Source organism: Diaphorobacter sp. ED-3, from assembly GCF_027625375.1.
In the GTDB taxonomy this organism is placed as follows: Bacteria; Pseudomonadota; Gammaproteobacteria; order Burkholderiales; family Burkholderiaceae_C; genus Diaphorobacter; species Diaphorobacter nitroreducens.
The window spans coordinates 2,895,176-2,914,453 of record NZ_CP115182.1 but is presented as its reverse complement, the minus strand read 5'-3'; the positions used below and the strand labels follow the sequence as shown (position 1 = coordinate 2,914,453).

Below are 19,278 nucleotides of genomic sequence, written 5' to 3'. Positions count from 1 at the left end.
TCCACCCAGTCTGGAGCTGGGGGTGCCTGCGTATATTGGTTCGGGCCTCTGGTGAGGCTGCAGCCCCCCTACGACCATGGTTCGCGCCTTCCTCGATCCTCTCGTTTCGGGCGCTTCGAACGCGGAGCGCCCATGACACCGCCCGAGCATGTTGCCGCGTGGGAAGACGTGGCGCCCGAGCGGGAGCCTGAAGGCTTCGCATGGCTGCCCGGTCCGCTGGTGGGCAAGCTGCTCGCGGTGGCGGCGCTGGCCATCGTGCTCTCCGCAATGCTCACCGTGTGGGTGCTGTCGCGCGCCGCGGGCCAGGAGGTCATGCAGCGCCTGGTCAGCCAGCAGAACGACGAGGTGGAACTGGTGGCGCGGTTGCTGGCCAGCAAAATCGAGCAGAGCCAGAAGGTGCTTGCCACCGTGGCCGAGGGCATCACCCCCGAGCTGTTGGAGTCCCCCGCATCGCTGGAGTGGCTGCTGCAGCAGGGCCTGCCGGCCGTGCGCTTCTTCGACGCCATCCAGGTTGCGCGCAAGGACGGCAACCTCGCCATCAACCTGCGCTATGGCAAACTGGAAAAGGCCTCGGGTCTGGACCCGGGCGAGCGCGATTACCTCGTGCGCACGCTGCTGGACGGCAAGCCGCTGGTGTCGGGCCTCATCGGCGCCACGCCGGCCGAGGCGCGCGTGATGTTCACCATGCCGCTGCTGCGGGGGGAGGGGCGCGTCATCGGGGCCGTGGCAGGCGTGCTGCGGCTGCAATCGCAGGGACTGCTGCCGCATTCCCTGGCGCTGCCTGCGCGCAGCGACTCGCAGCTGGTGGTGTTCACGCGCGACGGGGTGATCCTGGCGCACCCCAATATGGAGCGCGTGCTGGGCCAGGTGGCCGATGAGCCCGGCCTGGGCGAGGCCTATGCACGCTGGCGCCGCGCGGACGATGCGCCGCTGGCCGGCCGCGCGCAAACCACCGTGCAGGCGGACCACGTGGTGAGCTTGGCCAGCGTGCCCATGCCGCAATGGGTGGTGGCCCGGGTGAGCGCTTCGCAGGCCGTGCTGGCGCCAATGCAGGGCGTCCAGCGCCGGGCCTGGGCGCTCGCGGCCGCGGCCACGGCGCTGGTGGCCCTGCTGGCGCTGGGCGCCATGCTGTGGATCGCGCGCCCGCTGATCCTGCTGCGCCAGCGTGCCCGAGCGCTGATGGACGCGGAGGCCGCTGGTGCGCCGGCGGGCGGGTCCGCCGGGCATGACGGCCCATGGCCGCACAGCCCTGGCGAGGTGGACGATGTGGTGCGCGTCTGCACCCGGCTGCTGGAACACCGGCGGCTGCAACAGCGTGGGTCGGAGGCGTCGGCGCGCCAGTTGCGTGCGGTGCTGGCGCACGTGCCGCTGGGCATCGTCGTCAGCCGCGACGAGCAGGTGGAGGTCGTGAGCCAGCAGGCCGGCCGCATGCTGGGCTATGCGCCGGCGCAGCTCCAGGGGCGCCGGCTGACGGATCTGCTGGCCTCACCGCCCGGCGCAGCGGATGTGGCCCAGCAGGTGCGTGCGCGGTTTGCGGCCCACGGCAGCTTCGATGGCGAACTGCCGCTGCTGCGCAAGGACAGCAGCACGCTGTGGGTGCGGGCGCAGGGGCAACTGGTGGAGCCCGGCGTGCCGGCTAGCGGCCTGGTGTGGTCGCTGGAAGACTTCACTGCGGAGCGTGCAGCGCGCCAGCAGCAGTCCTGGGAGCGCGCCCACGACCCCTTGACCCAACTGCTCAACCGCGCGGAGTTTGAGTTGCGCCTGCAGATGCTGCTGGACGCGCGTGCTGCGCGGGGCCCGCGGGGTGTGCCGGAGGAAGACGGCGGGGTGCTGCTGTTCATGGACCTGGACCACTTCACCGTGGTCAACGACGTTGCCGGCCATGATGCGGGCGATGACGTACTGCGCCATCTGGCACGTCTGCTCGAATCGGAAGTGCGGCACAACGGCTGGGCTGCGCGCGTGGGCGGCGACGAGTTCGCCATCGTGCTGCCGGGCAGCTCCTTGGCGCGCGGGCAGGCCGTGGCCGAGCAGTTGCGCGCCGCCGTGCAGGCGTGGGAGCCCGCATATGGCGGGCGCAGCTTCACACTGGGCCTGAGCGTGGGGCTGGTCCCGCTGGCGCCCGGTGCGCACGGTGTGGCGGCGCTGCTCTATGCCGCCGACATGGCCTGCTACCAGGCCAAGCGCGCCGGGCGCAACCGCATCGCCGTAGGCAGCGTGCAGGTACCGGCCTGAAGGGCTCGGCTGGCATGGCCGCACACGGCGGCGGGTTACTCCAGCCGCCCGATCGCGCGCAGCACGTTCTCTGCCGTGGCGGGCGCGCTCAGTTGCACGGGTGCGCGCGCATCGGCGCCGTCCCTCCGGGCCGCAGCGATTGCATTGCGCAGTGCTTCGTACACGCTGATGGCCAGCATGAACGGGGGCTCGCCCACGGCCTTGCTGCCGCCCACGTTGTCCTCGCGGTTGGGCTGGTGCCACAGCTGCACGCGCAGGTGCTCGGGCACGTCGCCCGTGGCGGGGATCTTGTAGGTGCTGGGGGCGTGCGTGGCCAGGCGTCCTTCGTCGTTCCACACCAGTTGCTCGGTGGTAAGCCACCCCATGCCCTGCACGAAACCGCCCTCGATCTGGCCGAGGTCGATGGCCGGGTTGATGCTGTGGCCCACGTCGTGCAGGATGTCCACGGCCAGCACGCGGCTCTCGCCGGTGTGGGTGTCGATGGCCACCTCGGTGCAGGCGGCGCCATAGGCGAAGTAGTAGAAGGGCCGGCCGGTGAGCGTGGTCTTGTCGTAGTGGATCTTGGGCGTGCGGTAAAAGCCGTCGCTCCACAGCTGGATGCGGTTGGCGTAGGCCTCCTTCACCACGTCCTCCCAGCGCCGCGTGCGCTTGGGAGATATGACCTGCCCACCCGCGAAGCGGATGGCGCCCGCGCCGCAGCCGTCCAGCCCGCAGACGAACGCCGCCAGGTTGTCGCGCACATGGCGCGCCGCGAATTGCGCGGCGCGGCCGTTCAGGTCGGTGCCGCTGCTGGCGGCGGTGGCGCTGGCGTTGGGCACCTTGGCGGTGTCGCTGGCGGTGACCAGCACGCGGGAGAGGGGCACGCCCAGCTCATCGGCCACGATCTGCGCCACCTTGGTGTGCAGGCCCTGGCCCATCTCGGTGCCACCGTGGTTCACCTGCACGCTGCCGTCGGTGTACACATGCACCAGCGCCCCGGCCTGGTTGAACAGCGTGGCCGTGAAGCTGATGCCGAACTTCACCGGCGTCAGGCCCAAGCCGCGCTTGAGCACGGGGTTCGCGGCATTCCATGCCGAAACGGCCTCCTGCCGTTGCCTGTAAAGCGCGGACTGCTCCAATTTCGGTAGCAAATCGTGCAGGATGTTGTCCTCCACGGTCATCTGGTAGTGGGTCACGTTGCGTTCGTGCAGCCCGTAGAGGTTGGCCAGGCGCACGTCCAGCGCGTCCCGGCTCAGGGCGCGGGCGATGTCGCCCAGGATGGTCTCGATGGCGATCACCCCCTGCGGCCCGCCAAAGCCGCGGAACGCGGTATGGCTCTGGGTGTGCGTCTTGCAGCGGTACGAGGCGATCTCCACATGCTCCAGGAAGTACGCGTTGTCGCAGTGGAACACCGCGCGGTCGGCTACGGGGCCCGACAGATCGGCGCTGAAGCCGCAGTTGGCGGCCATCATCAGTTTGAGGCCGGTGATGCGCCCGGCGTCGTCAAAGCCCACATCCCATTCGTAGGCGAAGGGGTGGCGCTTGCCGGTGACCATGAAGTCGTCGTCGCGGTCCAGGCGCAGCTTGACTGGCCGGCCGAACTTGTGCGCCGCCAGCGCCGCCCACACGGCCAGGTGGCCGGCCTGCGTTTCCTTGCCGCCAAAGCCGCCGCCCATGCGCCGGCACTCCACGCGCACCGCGTGGCTGTCGATGCCCAGCGCATGCGCCACCCAGTGCTGCACCTCGCCGGGGTGCTGGGTGCTGGAGTGGATCAGCCACTGCCCCTGTTCCTGCGGCAGGGCATAGGCGATCTGACCCTCCAGATAGAAATGCTCCTGCCCGCCGACTTCCAGACGCCCCTGCAGGCGGTGCGGCGCCTGCGCCAGCGCCTGGGCCGCGTCGCCCCGGCGCACGTGCACGGGCGGTAGAACATAGCTCTCGGCGGCCAAGGCGTCCTGTACGGTGAGGATGGCGGGCAGGGCGGTGATGCTCAGCTTCACCTGCCGCGCCGCGCGCCGCGCCTGCATGACCGACTCGGCCACCACCAGGCCGATCACCTGGCCGATGTGTTGCACCGTAGCCTGCGCGAACACCGGCTCATCATGGGCGAACGCCGCCAGTACCGGATCGCCCGGAATGTCCTGTGCCAGCACCACGCCGTGCACGCCCGCGAGCTGCAGCGCGGCTTGCGTGTCCACGCTTTCCAGCCGCCCGTGCGCCACGGTGCTGAGGATGGGGGCGGCGTAGAGCGTGCCCTTTACCTCGGGCAGGTCGTCGATGTAGTGGGCGCTGCCCGCCACCTGTGCGCGTGCGCTCTCGTGCGCGTGGGGCTGGCCCATGGCGGGCTGGCCCATGGCGGGCTGGGTCATGGCCGGTGGGTTGCCAGCGGCCGCGCGGCCAGCGAGCGTGCGCGCAGTGGGAGCGTGGTCGTCATCGCGCTTCATGGTGTGGCCTCCAGCGTCAAAGGTTGCAGGCGTTCCAGCGCTGGGGTCTCCGCACCGCCGCGGGTCTCGCGCCAAAAGCGGCGCACCAGCGCGCCTAGCACTTCACGGCGATAGGCGCCGCTGGCGCGCATGTCGCTGATGGGGTTGAACTCCGCCTGCAGCACGGCGGCGGCGCGCTCGGCCGTTGCGGCGGTCCAGGGCTGGCCGGTCAGCGCAGCCTCGGTCTGGCGGGCGCGTGCCGGGGTGGCGGCCACGCCGCCCGCGCCGATGCGCGCCTGGGTGATGGTCTGCCCTTCGATGCGCAGCTGGATGGCCAGGCACACGGCAGAGATGTCGTCGTCGAAGCGTTTGGAGACCTTGTACGCCGCCAGCCGCTGGTCCGCCCGCCGCTGGTCCGGCGTGGGCAGAGGTAGGTGGATGAAGGTGAGCAGCTCGTCTGCCGCCAACTGGTTCTGCCGGTAGCCGGTGTAGAAATCCTCCAGGGGCATGCGCCGGCTGCCGCGCGTGCTGGCCAGCTCCACCTGCGCCCCCAGCGCGATCAGCAGCGGCATCGAGTCCCCAATGGGCGAGCCGTTGGCCACGTTGCCTCCCAGCGTGCCGCTGTTGCGCACCGGCAGGCCCGCAAAGCGCGCGGCAAAGCGGTGCAGTTGCGGCCAGCGGGCCTGCAGCGCAGAGAAGGCATCGGTGAGCGATACGGCCGCGCCCAGCGTGAGCTGGCCGACGTGCTCGGCCACGCCGGTCAATTCCGCGGCGCGCGTCACGTCCAACAGGCGCGGGAAGCGGCGGTGCTGCTTGGTGATCCACAGGCCCAGGTCGGTGGCGCCGGCCACCAGTTGCGCGTCGGGGTGGGCGGCGCGCGCGGCCAGCAGATCAGGGAGCGTGGCGGGCGAGATATAAGAGAAATCGGCCTCTAGCGCTTGCGGGGTAAGCGCGAGTAGCTCCAATTGTTGTAGCAATGCGGTTTCATCCACCTGCACGCGCGGCAGTTGCTGCATCTGCTGCGCGGCATCCAGGATGGGGCGGTAGCCCGTGCAGCGGCACAGGTTGCCCGACAGCGCCTCGGCCGCCTGCGCGCGCGTGATGCCTCGGTTCTGGCAGACCTCGTTCTGGTACAGGCCGAACAGGCTCATGGCAAAACCCGGCGTGCAAAACCCGCATTGCGAGCCGTGGCATTGGACCAGCGCCTCCTGCACGGGATGCAGTGCGCTGCCCTTTGGGGCGGACGCGGGCCGGATCAGCGGGTCGTGCGCCAGGTCCTCCACCGTCCACAGCGCCATGCCGTCGATGGAATGGGCCAGGCGGATGCAGCTGTTGACGGCCTGGTAGTGCATGCGGCCCTGGCGCGCCTCGCCCAGCACCACGGTGCAGGCGCCGCAGTCGCCTTCGCCGCAGCCCTCCTTGGTGCCGGTGGCGCCCAGGGCCTCGCGCAGAATCTCCAGCAGGGTGCGGTCGGGCGCGATGCCGTGCAACTGCACGGTCCGGCCGCGGCGGACGAAGCGTATGGGGCGGGGCATTGTCATGTGCCCAAGGGTATGTCGCAGGCGCCGGCTTGACCATAGGGCGGTACACATAACCCCGCCGGCGTGGTTGGTGGCCGACGGTTTGCTATAAAAAAAGTAGCTGCTGGCGCCCGGTGGGTCGGCGCCGCATGCTGTTTTGATTCCAGGCAGCCGTCCAAAAAACTAGGAGACAATCGCAGGATGAATCCCTCACCCCCTTCTGCCCCCGCCAACGGCGCGCCGCGGCTGCAGCTGACGGGCATCACCAAGCGATACCCGGCCGTGGTGGCCAACGATGGCGTATCGCTCACGGTGCAGCCCGGCGAGGTGCATGCGGTGCTGGGCGAGAACGGCGCCGGCAAGTCCACGCTGATGAAGATCATCTACGGCGCCGTGAAGCCCGACGAGGGCCAGATGCTGTTCGACGGCCGCCCCGTGCAAGTGCGCAATCCGCAGGAGGCGCGCCAGCTGGGCATTGCCATGGTGTTCCAGCATTTCAGCCTGTTCGACACCCTGACCGTGGCCGAGAACGTCTGGTTGGGCCAGGACAAGAGCGTGCCGCTGGCCGAGGTGGAGCGCCGCATCCGTGCCACGGCCTCCGAGTACGGCCTGGGTATCGACCCGCTGCGGCCCGTGCACACGCTCTCCGTGGGCGAGATGCAGCGCGTGGAGATCATCCGCGCGCTGCTCACGCAGCCCAAGCTGCTGATCTTGGACGAGCCCACCTCGGTGCTCACGCCGCAGGCGGTGGACAAGCTCTTCGTGGTACTCAAGCAACTGGCCGGCGAGGGATGCAGCATTCTCTACATCAGCCACAAGCTGCACGAAATCCGCGCGCTGTGCACGGCCTGCACGGTGATGCGCGGCGGGGTGGTCACGGGCGTGTGCGACCCTTCGCAGGAGTCCAACGCGTCGCTGTCGCGCATGATGATCGGCGCCGAGCCGCCGGCCCTGGCGCACCGTGAGGTGACCACGGGCGGGGTGGTGCTGCGCGCCAGTTCCTTGAGCCTGCCGGCGGCCGACCCCTTCGGCGTGCCGCTCATCGACATCGACCTGGAGGTGCGCGCGGGCGAGGTGGTGGGCATTGCCGGCATCTCGGGCAATGGGCAGAAAGAGTTGCTCTACGCCCTGTCGGGCGAGGACCAGCGCGCCGCGCCCGCCATGGTGCAGGTGGCGGGGCCGCAGGGGCTGGTGCCCGTCGGCCGCATGAACCCGCGCCAGCGCCGCGCGCTGGGCCTGCACTTCGTGCCCGAAGAGCGCCTGGGCCGCGGCGCCGTGCCCAGCATGGGGCTGGCGCACAACCTGCTGCTGACCCGCACCGATGCGGTGGGCGCTTTCGGCTGGCTGCGCATGGGGCAACTGCAGGCGCAGGCGCGCGCCATCATCGCGCGCTTTCAGGTCAAGGCGGGCGGGCCGAATGCGGCGGCCAAGTCGCTGTCGGGCGGCAACCTGCAGAAATTCATCGTGGGGCGCGAGATCGACGCCGGCCCGCGTCTGCTCATCGTCTCGCAGCCCACCTGGGGCGTGGACGTGGGCGCTGCCGCGCAGATCCGCGGCGAGATATTGAAGCTGCGCGACCAGGGCTGTGCCGTGCTGGTGCTCAGCGAGGAGTTGGACGAATTGTTCGAAATCTGTGACCGGCTGCACGTGCTGGCCAAGGGGCATCTGTCGCCGTCCGTGCCACGCGCCGAGGCGACGGTGGAGCGCATCGGCGAATGGATGAGCGGCCTGTGGCACGCCGAGGTGCAGGCGCACCTGCGCGCGACCAGCGCACCCGAGGAGGCCGGCCATGCTCAAGCTTGAGGCGCGCCCCGAGGCGTCGCGCCTGTTCGTTTTTGGCTCGCCGCTGCTTGCGCTGGCGATCACGGTGCTGATCGGCGTGCTGCTGTTTGCGGCCCTGGGCAAGGACCCGGTGCGCGGGCTGCAGGTGTTCTTCTGGGAGCCGATCAAGTCGCCCTATGCGTTGGGCGAATTGGCTGTGAAAGCCACCCCGTTGCTGCTCATCGCGCTGGGGCTGGCGGTGTGTTTTCGCTCCAATGTCTGGAACATTGGCGCGGAGGGGCAGTTCGTGATCGGCGCCGTGGCTGCGGGCGGCGTGGCACTGCTGGCCGACAAGGCCACCGGTCCGTGGATCGTGCCTGCCATCCTGGTTGCTGGAGTGCTGGGGGGCATGGCGTGGGCGGGCATCACGGCGCTGCTGCGCGACCGCTTCAATGCCAATGAGATCCTGGTCAGCCTGATGCTGGTGTACGTGGCGACGCTGGTGCTGGGCTATCTGGTGTACGGCCCCTGGAAGGACCCGATGGGCTTCAACTTCCCGCAGACCAAGATGTTCGAGCCCGTCACGCAGATGCCCAAGCTGTTCACGGGCTCGCGCGTGACCATCGGGCTGCCGCTGGCGCTGCTGGGTGCGGCGCTGCTGTGGGTGTTTCTGTTCCGCATGCGCGCGGGCTTCGCGCTGCAGGTAGGCGGGCTGGCGCCGGCGGCGGCGCGCTACGCGGGCTTTTCGTCGCGGCGCGCGCTGTGGACGGCGCTGCTGATCTCCGGCGGCCTGGCGGGCCTGGCGGGGGCGCTGGAAGTGGCCGGACCCATCGGCCAGCTCACGCCGTATGTACCGGCGGGCTATGGTTTTGCGGCCATCATCGTGGCCTTCGTAGGGCGGCTGCATCCGGTGGGCATGGTGCTGTCGGCGCTGCTGATGAGCATGTTCTACATCGGCGGCGAACTGGCGCAGTCGCGCATGGGGTTGCCGAAGTCCCTCACGGGCGTGTTCCAGGGCCTGCTGCTGTTCACGCTGCTGGCGTGTGACTCCTTGATTGCCTACCGCGTGCGGTGGGTGGGTGCCAGGGGAGGGCGCGCGTGATGGAATCGTACGCATTGCTGCTGGGCAGCACGCTGAGCGCCGGCACGGTGCTGGCCATCGCCGCGCTGGGCCTGCTGATCAACGAGAAGGCCGGCATCGTCAACCTGGGGGCCGAGGGCATGATGCTGTGCGCGGCCATTGCCGCGTTTGCCACCGTGGTGCACACGGGCAGCTTCACGCTGGGGCTGCTCGCGGGCATGGCGGCCGGCGCGGTGCTGGCGGCGCTGTTCGGCGTGCTGGTGATCTGGTTCAACACCAACCAGTACGCCACCGGCCTGGCCCTGAGCCTGTTTGGCGTGGGCTTCTCGGCCTTCGTGGGCATCGGCTATGTGCAGGCCAAGCTGCCGGACACGCCCAAGTTCGCCTGGCCGGTGTTGGGCGATCTGCCCGTGGTGGGCCAGGCGCTGTTCAGGTTGCACCCGCTGGTCTATCTGACCGTGGTGCTGGTCGCGCTCATGGTGTGGTTCCTCTACCGCACGCGCGCCGGCCTGGTGCTGCGCTCGGTCGGCGAGTCGCCCGAATCCGCCCACGCGCTGGGCTACCCCGTGCGCGGCATTCGCCTGGGAGCCGTGGCGGCGGGCGGTGCGCTGTGCGGGCTGGCGGGCGCCTACATCTCCACCGTGTACACGCCGCTGTGGGTGGAGGGCATGGTGGCCGGGCGCGGCTGGATCGCGCTGGCGCTGACCACTTTCGCCACCTGGCGGCCCGCGCGCGTGCTGCTGGGCGCCTACCTGTTCGGCGGCGTGACCATGCTGCAGTTCCACCTGCAGGCCACGGGCGTGCAGGTGGCCAGCCAGTTGCTGTCCATGCTGCCCTACGTGGCGACCATCGTGGTGCTGGTCCTCATTTCGCGCAACCCGGCCTGGATTCGTGCGAACATGCCGGCCGCGCTCGGAAAGCCGTTCCATCCGGGCAGCTGACCCCGTTTTCCATCCATAAAACCCATCGCAATGAACGTACTGAACAAACGATCCCTTTTAAAGGCTGTGGCCCTGTCGGCTGTGGCCCTCGCCACGCTGGCGGCCTGCGGCAAGAAGGAAGAGGCGCCTGCCGTCGCACCGGCACCGGCCGCCGCACCCGCGGCCGACAAGCTGAAGATCGGTTTCATGTACGTGAGCCCCATCGGCGATGGCGGCTGGACCTACCAGCATGAGCTGGGCCGCAAGGCGATCCAGGAGAAGTTCGGCGATCGCATCGAGACCTCGTTCGTCGAGAGCGTGCCCGAGAGCGCCGACGCCGAGCGCGTGATGCGCGACATGGCAGGCCAGGGCAACAAGCTGATCTTTGCCACGAGCTTCGGCTACCAGGAGTTCGTGCAGAAAGTTGCGGCCGACCTGAAGGACGTGAAGTTCGAGCACGCCACTGGCTACAAACAGGCCGACAACGTCGCCACCTACGACACCAAGACCTTCGAAGGCGCGTACCTCGCGGGCATCGTGGCGGGCGGCATGAGCAAGACCAAGACCGTGGGGGTGGTGGCCTCGGTGCCGATCCCCGAAGTGGTGCGCAACATCAACAGCTTCGTGCTGGGCGCGCAGAGCGTGGACCCGTCGATCAAGGCCAAGGTGGTGTGGGTCAATGAATGGTTCAGCCCGCCCAAGGAGGCCGAGGCCGCCGCATCGCTGCTCAACGGCGGCGTGGACGTGATGTACCAGAACACCAACTCGCCGGCAGTGCTCAAGGCGGCGGAGGAGCGCGGCGCGCGCGCCTTCGGCAAGGACGGCGACATGAGCGCCTATGCGCCCAAGGCGCACCTGGGCTCGGCCGTGATCGACTGGACGCCCTACTACACCAAGGTGGTCGAGGACACGCTGGCCGGCAAGTGGCAGGGCGGCGCGCACTGGTGGGGTGTGAAGGAGGGGGCGATCGACCTCTTGAAGATTGCTGACGACGTGCCGCAGGAGATCAAGGACCGCGTGGCCAAGGCCAAGGCAGGCATGCAGGACGGCAGCTTTGCCGTCTGGACCGGTCCCATCAAGGACAACGCTGGCAAGGAAGTGCTGGCCGCCGGCACGGTGGGCGACCTGAAGTTCCTCTCCGGCATCAATTTCTACGTGGCCGGCGTGGAGGGCAAGGTGCCCGGCACCGACGGCAAGTGACAAACACGGGCGCGCCCCTCAAGATGGGCGCGCCTTTTGCTTTGAAACCTGGGTCCGCTTTCACATTCCGACGAAAGAAAAACCATGACTGATCTGCGCAAACGTTCCCTGTTCCAGATGGCTGCACTGACGGCCGTCGCCGCCACCGCTTTGGTGGCCTGCGGCAAGAAGGAGGAGCCGGCTCCGGCGGCCCCCGCGCCGGCTGCGGCACCAGCGGCTGCGGCTGGCCCGCTGAAGATCGCCTTCGCCTACGTGGGGCCTGTGGGCGATGGCGGCTGGTCCTACGCGCATGACCAGGCGCGCAAGAAGCTGGAGGCCGAGTTCGGCGATAAGATCCAGACCTCGTACGTCGAAAGCGTGCCCGAAGGCCCAGACGCCGAGCGCGTGCTGCGCGACATGGTCACGCAGGGCAACAAGCTGATCTTCGGCACCACGTTCGGCTACATGGACGTGATCCAGAAGCTGGGCGCCGAGTTCAAGGACGTGAAGTTCGAGCACGCCACCGGCTACAAGACCAGCGACAACACGCGCATCTACGACAGCCGCACCTACGAGGGCGCGTACCTCGCGGGCATCATCGCGGGCGCCATGACCAAGACCAATACGCTGGGCGTGGTGGGCTCGGTGCCGATTCCCGAGGTGATCCGCAACATCAACAGCTTCACGCTGGGCGCGCAGAGCGTGAACCCGCAGATCAAGACCAAGGTGGTCTGGGTCAACGAGTGGTTCAGCCCGCCGAAGGAGACCGAAGCCGCCACTTCGCTGATCAATGGCGGCGCCGACGTGCTGTTCCAGAACACCGACTCGCCCGCCGTGCTCAAGACCGCCCAGGAAAAGGGCAAGCGCGCCTTCGGCTGGGACAGCGACATGACGGCGTACGGCCCCAAGGCCCACCTGGCGTCGGCCATCATCAACTGGGCTCCGTACTACATCAAGGCCACGAAGGACGTGCTGGAAGGCACCTGGACCACCGGCCAGCACTGGTGGGGTGTGAAGGAAGGCGCGATCGACCTCGTCTCCATCGCCGAGGACGTGCCCGCCGAGGCCAAGGCCAAGGTCGATGCGGCCAAGAACGGCCTGAAGGATGGCAGCTTCGTGATCTGGAAGGGCCCCATCGTGGACAACGCGGGCAAGACCGTCCTCGACCAGGGCGCAGTGGCTGATGACAAGTTCCTCACCAGCATCAGCTTCTACGTCCAGGGCGTGGAGGGCCAGGTGCCCGGCGGCGACAAGAAGTAAGCGGCCATTGCCGCACCAGGCGGCTTTCTTTGCGGAGATCGTCCGCCCGGTACAACGAGCCACCCTTCGGGGTGGCTTTTTTGTCTGTATGGCCATGCCCGCCGTTGCGGGCCGGGAGGTGTTGCACATGGGCGCCGACAAGGCATCATCGGCCTACCGCCGCGATGTCCCGTAGGTTGCGGCCTCATTTTTTGGAGCCTGCCGATGTTCAAGGTCCCGCCCATTCCCGCCGAACGCCTGCCCGGCCTGCTGAGGGCCATGCCCAAGGCCGAACTGCACATCCACATCGAGGGCTCGCTCGAGCCCGAGATGATCTTCGCGCTGGCACAACGCAACGGTGTGCCGCTGCCCTACGCCAGCGTGGAAGAACTGCGCCGTGCCTACGCCTTCACCGATCTGCAGAGCTTCCTGGACATCTATTACGCAGGCGCCAGCGTGCTGCTGCATGAGCAGGATTTTTACGATATGGCCCGCGCCTATCTTGCGCGAGCAGCTATGGATAACGTAGCGCATGCGGAAATCTTCTTCGACCCGCAGACGCACACCGCGCGGGGCGTGCACATCGAGACCGTGATCAACGGTCTGCACCGTGCCTGCGCGGACGCGCGCAGCAGCCACGGCCTGTCTGCGTCGCTCATCCTGTGCTTTCTGCGGCACCTGAGCGAGGAGGACGCCCTCGCCACGCTGGAGCAGGCCCTGCCGCTGCTGGACCGCATCGTCGGCGTGGGGCTGGACAGTAGCGAGCGAGGCCACCCGCCCGAGAAGTTCGCCCGCGTGTTCGAGCGCTGCCGCGCCCTGGGCCTGCACGTGGTGGCCCATGCGGGTGAAGAGGGTCCGCCGGCCTATATCTGGAGCGCGCTGGACGTGCTGCAGGCCGAGCGCATCGACCACGGCGTGCAGGCCGTTCACGACCCGGCGCTGATGCGCCGACTGGCCGATGAGCGCATACCGCTCACCGTGTGCCCCTTGTCCAACCTGAAGCTGTGCGTGTTCCCGCGCCTGGCCGATCACAACCTGCTGCAGCTGCTGGAGGCGGGGCTGGCGGTGACCGTGAACTCCGACGATCCCGCGTACTTCGGCGGTTACGTCAACGACAACTTCACGCAGCTCTTCGCGGCGGTGCCGGCGCTCACGGCGCGCCATGCCTACCAGTTGGCCTGGAACAGCTTCGAGGCCAGCTTTGCCGCCGAAGCCGACAAGCGCGCATGGCACCACCGGCTCAAGGAGTGCTTCGAGCAGTTCACGGAGAACGACTGAGGTACCGCAGGGCGTGTCGCTCGCGCGCAGCCGGGTGCTAGGCATTCCGCTGCGTTGCGTCTATCCTGCGTTGGCCCGGGCCGGGGGACCGGCAGGGGTGCACCACAACAAAGGAGACAACGCATGCAAGAGAGAGTGACTCGTGCTGCGGCGCCACGCGCGCTGTTGGCGACGGCGGTCCTGGCCCTGCTGGCCGGCTGCGGGGGCAACGACGAAGCGGACGACGCGCCGCTGGCGTACCAGGCGGAGATCCGCCGCACCGCGATGGGCGTGCCGCACATCAAGGCCTCCAACTGGGCCGGCGGTGGCTTCGGTATGGGGTATGTCCAGGCGCAGGACAACCTGTGCACGCTGGCGGATGCCTTCCTGACCTACCGGGGCGAGCGCTCGCGCTACTTTGGCGGCAGCGCACAGCTGGTCTACAACAGCACCATCGGGCGCCCGCGCAACATCGACTCGGACTTCTTCCACCGCCATGTGATCTCCGCCGACGTGGTGCAGAAGATGGCCGCGGCGCAGCCCGAGAATCTGCGGCAGATGGTCGAGGGCTTCGTGGCCGGCTACAACCAGTACGTGGACGTTGCCAAGAAAGGGACGGCCCACGCGGCCTGCCGCAGCGAGGCATGGGTGCAGCCCATCACGCAGGAGGACGTCTGGCGCCGCATGTACGCTGCCAACCTGGCGGGGGGGTACAGCAATTTCGTGGAGGCCATCGCCAATGCCGTCGCCCCTGCCGCAGCCAAGGCCGGCGCGGCGCAAGACGCGCAGACCGCCCCGTCCCTGGACCAGCGCCTGACCACACCTCCCGCCCTGCAGGTGGGCGGTGACGCGGGCATCGGCAGCAACATGTATGGCTTTGCGCCGGCGGCCACGGGCGAGTCCAGCGGCGTGATGTTCGGCAACCCCCACTGGTACTGGAAGGGGCCGGACCGGTTCTACCAGGCCCAGGTCACGATCGACAATCAGGTGAACGTCAGCGGCGTCGGATTCCTGGGCGTGCCGCTGGTGCTGATCGGCTTCAACGACAACGTGGCCTGGAGCCACACGGTCTCCACGGCGCGGCGCTTCGGCTTCTTCCAGCTGCAGCTGCAGTCGGGCGACCCCACCACCTACCTGCGTGACGGCCAGCCGGTCAAGATGGCGCCGCGCAGCATCACCGTGGCCAGCCGCAATGCCGACGGCACGCTGAACGATGTGACGCGCACGCTGTACACCTCCGAGTACGGGCCGTTGGTCAACCTGGCGGGGCTCAACCCCGCTCTGGCCTGGAGCCAGAGCACGGCCTTCGCCATCCGTGACATCAACGGCGAGAACTTCCGCACCTTCCGCAACTGGATGCGCTGGAACCAGGCGCGTTCGCTGGAAGAGTTCATGGCCATCCAGAAGGAAGAGTCCGCGATTCCATGGGTCAACACGGTGGCCGTGGGGCGTGGCAGCGCGCGGGTCTGGTACGCGGACATCGGCGCGGTGCCCAACGTGTCGCCCGAGCAGGTGGCCGCGTGCACCACGCCGTTCGGCGCGGCCGTGGGTGCGGCGCTGCCCAACGTGCCGTTCTTCGACGGCTCGCGCAGCGCCTGCGACTGGCAGACCGATGCGAACTCCAAGCAAAAGGGCGCCATCGGCCCGTCGCGCATGCCCAGCCTGTTGCGCGAGGACTATGTGGGCAACATGAACGACAGCTACTGGCTGTCCAACGCGAATGCCCCGCTCACGGGATACCCGGCCATCTTCGGTCCCGCGGGCACGGCGGCGTTGACGTTGCGCACGCGCCTGGGCCACACCATGGCCCTGGAGCGGCTGGCCGGCACCGACGGCTACACCGGCAACAAGGCCAGCGCCGCCATCGTGCGCGACATGGTGCTGAACAGCCGCGTGTTCTCGGCCGAGCGGTTCAAGGACGAGATCCTGACGCTGATCTGCACGCCCTCGCAATGGATGGTGAACGGTGCCACGGTGGACGCCACGCAGGCCTGCGCCACGCTGCGTGCGTGGGACAACCGCGGGAACAAGGAGTCCCGGGGCTCCCATCTGTGGGACGAGTTCTGGACCCGCGTGCCCACCACGGGGCTGTACTCGGTGCCCTTTGACGCGGCCGACCCGCTGAATACCCCGCGCGGTATCAACGTGGCGGCCGTGACCGCGCTGCGCCAGGCCATGGCCACGGCCATCAGCCGCGTGGGGCAGAGCGGGTTCGCGCTGGATGCACCGCGCGGCGAAGTGCTGTTTGCCACGAAGGGCGGTGCCAAATTTCCCCTGTACGGCGGCTGTGGCGGCGTGGGCTACTTCACCATCACCTGTTCCGAGAACGACATCACGGCGGGCGGCTACAGCATGGACGGGCAGCCGCATGGCAACTCATACATGCAGGTGGTGAGCTTCCCCTCCAGCGGCGTGCAGGCCCACACCTTCCTGACGTTCTCGCTGTCCGACGATCCGGCGTCGCCGCATTTTGGCGACTACACCAAGGCCTACAGCGCCAAGCAGTGGGTGCGCATGCCGTTCTCGGAGTCCGAGATCACGGGCCACCCGGACTACCGGACGACCACCGTCTCCGCCAGCGCCAAGTAACGGCGCGCAACGGCGCGCCGGTGCCATGCGCACCGGCCGGGACGACCCTCCGTGCAAAGGCCCCGCCATGCGGGGCCTTTGTTCATGGAGCGGCGGGGAGGCGGCAGTTCACAGCGCGGTGCGCAGCCGCCAGATCTCGGGGAACAGCACCACGTCCAGCATCTTGCGCAGGTAGCTCACGCCGCCGGTGCCGCCGGTGCCACGCTTGAAGCCGATCACGCGTTCCACCGTGGTCACGTGGCGAAAGCGCCAGAGGCGGAAGGCATCTTCCAGGTCGGTGAGCTCCTCGCCCAGCTGGTACAGGTCCCAATACCTTTGTGGATCGCGGTACACGGTCAACCAGGCCTGTTCCACGGCTTCGCTGGCCTCGTAGGGCTGGCGCCAGTCGCGTTCGGTATGGCTGGCCGGCACGGGCAGGCCGCGGCGCGCCAGCAGGCGCAGTGCTTCGTCGTAGAGCGAGGGCGCCTCGTACGCCGCCTGCACCTGGGCCAAGCGATCGGGGTGGTGGGCATGGGGCTGCAGCATGGCAGGGTTCTTGTTGCCCATGGCGAACTCGATGCACCGGTACTGGTAGCTCTGGAAACCGCTGGACTGGCCCAGGTACGGGCGCATGGCGGTGTACTCGGGCGGCGTCATGGTGGCCAGCACGTCCCAGGCGTGCACCAGCTGCTCGAGGATCTTGGACACGCGCGCCAGCATCTTGAAAGCGGGCGGCAACTCGTCACGCGCGATATGGGCGATGGCCGCGTGCAGCTCATGCAGCATGAGCTTCATCCACAGCTCGCTGGTCTGGTGCTGCACGATGAACAGCATCTCGTCGTGCGCGGGCGACAGGGGCTTTTGCGCGCCCAGCACGCTGTCCAACTGCAGGTAGTCGCCATAGCTCATGCTGTGGCTGAAGTCGAGCTGTGCGCCCTCCTGGCGCACGATGGCTTCGGTGGCGCCGGAGGATGCGCTGGGGTGGTGGGGGCAGGTCATGGTCAGGTCACGGCGTTGAGGTGGTTGAACTCGGGCTTGCGCCATTCGCCGGATTCCAGCACCTGGCGCAGGTGCTGCACGGCATTCCACACGTCTTCAAAGCCGACATACAGCGGCGTGAAGCCAAAGCGCAGGATGTCCAGGTGCTTGCCGCCGTCACCCTTGCGGAAGTCGCCGACCACGCCGCGCGCGATCAGGGCCTGCACGATGGCGTAGGCCCCGCTGCCGACGCCCTGAACGCCCAGGCCCTCGCCGCGTGTCAGGCACACCTGCGAGCCGCGCGCCGCATGATCGCGCGGCGTCGCCAGTCCCAGGCCGTGGCCGGCGCAGTGCTCCTCGACCAGCGCGATGAACAGGTCGGTCAGTGCGAGCGACTTGGCGCGCAGCGCCGCCATGCCGCCCAGAGGCTCGGCGGCGGTAAAGATGTCCAGCCCGCACTGCAGGGCCGACAGGCTCACGATGGGCTGCGTGCCGCAGAGGTAGCGTGCGATACCCGGTGCGGGCTGGTAGTCGGGCGTGAAGGCGAAGGGCGCGGCATGGCCGAACCAGCCCGACAGCGGCTGCGCAAATGTCGCATCCGGGCGGTCCGCCAGGCGCGGGTGCACCCACACGAAGGCGGGCGCGCCAGGGCCGCCATTCAGGTACTTGTAGCTGCAGCCCACCGCATAGTCGGCATTCGCGTCCAGCAGGTGCACGGGCACGGCGCCCGCGCTGTGGCACAGGTCCCAGACGCACAGAATGCCGTGGGCGTGCGCCTGCGCGGTCACGGCTGCCATGTCGTGCATGGCGCCGGTGCGGTAGTTCACGTGGGTGAGCAGCAGGACGGCGACCTGGGGCGTCAGCCGCGTGGCGATTTCCTCGGGCTCCACCAGCACCAACTCCAGTCCGTACTCCTGGCACACGGACTGGGCGATGTACAGGTCGGTGGGGAAGTTGCTGCGCTCGCTGACGAGCTGGGTGCGACCGGGATGGTCCGCGCGGGCCACGCGCGCGGCAGCCGACAGCACCTTGTACAGGTTGACCGAGGCGGTGTCGGTGAACACCACCTGGTCCGGCCCTGCACCGATCCAGGGGGCGAACTGGTTGCCCAGGCGCTGCGGCATGCTGACCCAGCCAGCCTTGTTCCACGAGGTGATGAGGTCCTGTCCCCATTCCTGCTGCACTACATGGGCCACGCGCGCCGGCGTGGCGCGGGGCAGGGCGCCCAGAGAATTGCCGTCCAGGTAGATCACGTCCTCGGGCAGGCTGAAATGGTCGCGCAGGCTGCGCAGCGGGTCCTGCGCATCGCGTGTGCGGCACTCTTGCAAGGTAGTCATGTGGTTTGTGCTATTAATAAAGTAGCTGTTAGCGCTTGCTGCATGAGCGTTAGAGGCTAAAACGGCTTAATAGTCATGCGCGCGGCGGCAGCGCACGCAGCACGGCGCGCACGGGCGATGCGTCGGCCGTGGTGAGCTTGAGCGGCAGTGCGATGAGTTCGTAGTCGCCCTCGGGCACATCGTCCAGCACCAGGTTCTCCAGCACGCGCAGGCCACGCCGGCGGATCACCTGGTGGCTGAGCAGCGGCTTGCTGCCGGCGGGGTCGATGCTGGCGGTGTCGATGCCCACGAGCACTACGCCGGCGTCGGCCAGGCGCTCGATGGTGTCGGGCGCGTAGGCCGTGAGGCCCGCGTCCCAGCGGTCCACGGGCATGCGGGCGTAGGTGCGCACCAGCACCCGCGGCGGCAAAGTGCCCGTCATTGCATGGGCAATGTGGGGCCATTCGATGAGCGGCCCACAGTCCAGCGCATGCACCACGCGGCAGGGGCCGATGAAGGCTTCCAGCGGCAGGGCGCCGATGGCTGCGCCGTCCGCTGCGTAGTGCAGGGGCGCGTCAGCGTGCGTGCCCACGTGGGGCGAGAGCGTGAGTGCACTCACGTTCACCGGGCAGCCGGGGCCCAGTGTGGCGCTCCACTGCTGCTGGTAGGGTGTATCGCCCGGGAACACCGGGCTACCCGCATGCACGGGGGCAGAGATGTCCCACAGCGCGGGCGATGGCGTGGAGGTGGCGGTCATGCCGCGCATGCTATGCGCGGCGGAGGGGTGGGTAAATGGTTTATCCCTGATGGGTGACTCATTTG

13 protein-coding genes are annotated in these 19,278 nt (G+C 68.6%); 8 read left to right on the top strand and 5 right to left on the bottom strand.

The genetic code is table 11. The annotated features are described in order from the left end of the window. The first annotated feature begins 132 nt into the window (after window positions 1–132). Window positions 133–2,235: a sensor domain-containing diguanylate cyclase gene (locus PCQ86_RS14190; RefSeq protein WP_270174036.1), complete on the top strand. Its 2,103-nt coding sequence runs from the start codon at window positions 133–135 to the stop codon at window positions 2,233–2,235. Between the two features lie 35 nt (window positions 2,236–2,270). Here the strand turns inward: PCQ86_RS14190 and xdhB are convergent, their stop codons facing one another. After that, window positions 2,271–4,658 carry a xanthine dehydrogenase molybdopterin binding subunit gene (gene xdhB, locus PCQ86_RS14185; RefSeq protein ID WP_442874425.1) on the bottom strand — a complete coding sequence of 796 codons (2,388 nt, stop codon included), beginning with the start codon at window positions 4,656–4,658 and terminating at the stop codon, window positions 2,271–2,273. Then, window positions 4,655–6,178 carry a xanthine dehydrogenase small subunit gene (gene xdhA / locus PCQ86_RS14180; protein ID WP_270174035.1) on the bottom strand — a complete coding sequence of 508 codons (1,524 nt, stop codon included), beginning with the start codon at window positions 6,176–6,178 and terminating at the stop codon, window positions 4,655–4,657. Before xdhA ends, xdhB begins: the two co-directional genes overlap by 4 nt. Window positions 6,179–6,358: 180 nt before the next feature. Between xdhA and PCQ86_RS14175 the strand changes: the two genes are divergently transcribed. The 7 genes from PCQ86_RS14175 (at window position 6,359) to PCQ86_RS14145 (ending at window position 16,183) form a co-directional block, all read left to right on the top strand. Then, complete coding sequence (locus tag PCQ86_RS14175; RefSeq protein ID WP_270174034.1) at window positions 6,359–7,960, top strand: ABC transporter ATP-binding protein; 1,602 nt, start codon at window positions 6,359–6,361, stop codon at window positions 7,958–7,960. Further along, the gene (locus tag PCQ86_RS14170; RefSeq protein ID WP_270174033.1) at window positions 7,947–9,020 is read left to right on the top strand and encodes an ABC transporter permease; all 1,074 of its coding nucleotides are present in this window, start codon (window positions 7,947–7,949) and stop codon (window positions 9,018–9,020) included. Before PCQ86_RS14175 ends, PCQ86_RS14170 begins: the two co-directional genes overlap by 14 nt. Next, on the top strand, window positions 9,020–9,940 hold the full coding sequence (locus PCQ86_RS14165) for an ABC transporter permease (protein ID WP_015913827.1): 921 nt from the start codon (window positions 9,020–9,022) through the stop codon (window positions 9,938–9,940). Before PCQ86_RS14170 ends, PCQ86_RS14165 begins: the two co-directional genes overlap by 1 nt. Window positions 9,941–9,970: 30 nt before the next feature. Next, entirely contained in the window at window positions 9,971–11,119 is a 1,149-nt protein-coding gene (locus tag PCQ86_RS14160) for a BMP family ABC transporter substrate-binding protein (protein ID WP_270174032.1), read from the top strand. 84 nt (window positions 11,120–11,203) lie between these two features. Next, entirely contained in the window at window positions 11,204–12,358 is a 1,155-nt protein-coding gene (locus PCQ86_RS14155; protein WP_270174031.1) for a BMP family ABC transporter substrate-binding protein, read from the top strand. 204 nt (window positions 12,359–12,562) lie between these two features. After that, a complete protein-coding gene (locus PCQ86_RS14150) occupies window positions 12,563–13,615 on the top strand; it encodes an adenosine deaminase (protein ID WP_015913824.1) in 1,053 nt (350 codons plus the stop codon). A gap of 123 nt (window positions 13,616–13,738) precedes the next feature. Continuing rightward, window positions 13,739–16,183, top strand: coding sequence for a penicillin acylase family protein (locus tag PCQ86_RS14145; protein ID WP_270174030.1), 2,445 nt, complete (start codon window positions 13,739–13,741; stop codon window positions 16,181–16,183). Window positions 16,184–16,291: 108 nt separating this feature from the next. Here PCQ86_RS14145 and kynA read toward each other — a convergent pair whose 3' ends face one another. From kynA to kynB, 3 genes are all read right to left on the bottom strand, one after another. Continuing rightward, window positions 16,292–17,161, bottom strand: coding sequence for a tryptophan 2,3-dioxygenase (gene kynA, locus PCQ86_RS14140; protein ID WP_270174029.1), 870 nt, complete (start codon window positions 17,159–17,161; stop codon window positions 16,292–16,294). 2 nt (window positions 17,162–17,163) lie between these two features. Continuing rightward, on the bottom strand, window positions 17,164–18,477 hold the full coding sequence (gene kynU, locus PCQ86_RS14135) for a kynureninase (RefSeq protein WP_270174028.1): 1,314 nt from the start codon (window positions 18,475–18,477) through the stop codon (window positions 17,164–17,166). Between the two features lie 73 nt (window positions 18,478–18,550). Continuing rightward, the gene (gene kynB / locus PCQ86_RS14130; RefSeq protein WP_442874424.1) at window positions 18,551–19,222 is read right to left on the bottom strand and encodes an arylformamidase; all 672 of its coding nucleotides are present in this window, start codon (window positions 19,220–19,222) and stop codon (window positions 18,551–18,553) included. Window positions 19,223–19,278 lie beyond the last annotated feature (56 nt).

Coding starts and splice junctions, on each gene's coding strand:
- PCQ86_RS14190 (WP_270174036.1), top strand. CDS start 133: ATGACACCGCCCGAGCATGTTGCCGCGTGGGAAGACGTGGCGCCCGAG.
- xdhB (WP_442874425.1), bottom strand. CDS start 4,658: ATGAAGCGCGATGACGACCACGCTCCCACTGCGCGCACGCTCGCTGGC.
- xdhA (WP_270174035.1), bottom strand. CDS start 6,178: ATGACAATGCCCCGCCCCATACGCTTCGTCCGCCGCGGCCGGACCGTG.
- PCQ86_RS14175 (WP_270174034.1), top strand. CDS start 6,359: ATGAATCCCTCACCCCCTTCTGCCCCCGCCAACGGCGCGCCGCGGCTG.
- PCQ86_RS14170 (WP_270174033.1), top strand. CDS start 7,947: ATGCTCAAGCTTGAGGCGCGCCCCGAGGCGTCGCGCCTGTTCGTTTTT.
- PCQ86_RS14165 (WP_015913827.1), top strand. CDS start 9,020: ATGGAATCGTACGCATTGCTGCTGGGCAGCACGCTGAGCGCCGGCACG.
- PCQ86_RS14160 (WP_270174032.1), top strand. CDS start 9,971: ATGAACGTACTGAACAAACGATCCCTTTTAAAGGCTGTGGCCCTGTCG.
- PCQ86_RS14155 (WP_270174031.1), top strand. CDS start 11,204: ATGACTGATCTGCGCAAACGTTCCCTGTTCCAGATGGCTGCACTGACG.
- PCQ86_RS14150 (WP_015913824.1), top strand. CDS start 12,563: ATGTTCAAGGTCCCGCCCATTCCCGCCGAACGCCTGCCCGGCCTGCTG.
- PCQ86_RS14145 (WP_270174030.1), top strand. CDS start 13,739: ATGCAAGAGAGAGTGACTCGTGCTGCGGCGCCACGCGCGCTGTTGGCG.
- kynA (WP_270174029.1), bottom strand. CDS start 17,161: ATGACCTGCCCCCACCACCCCAGCGCATCCTCCGGCGCCACCGAAGCC.
- kynU (WP_270174028.1), bottom strand. CDS start 18,477: ATGACTACCTTGCAAGAGTGCCGCACACGCGATGCGCAGGACCCGCTG.
- kynB (WP_442874424.1), bottom strand. CDS start 19,222: ATGCGCGGCATGACCGCCACCTCCACGCCATCGCCCGCGCTGTGGGAC.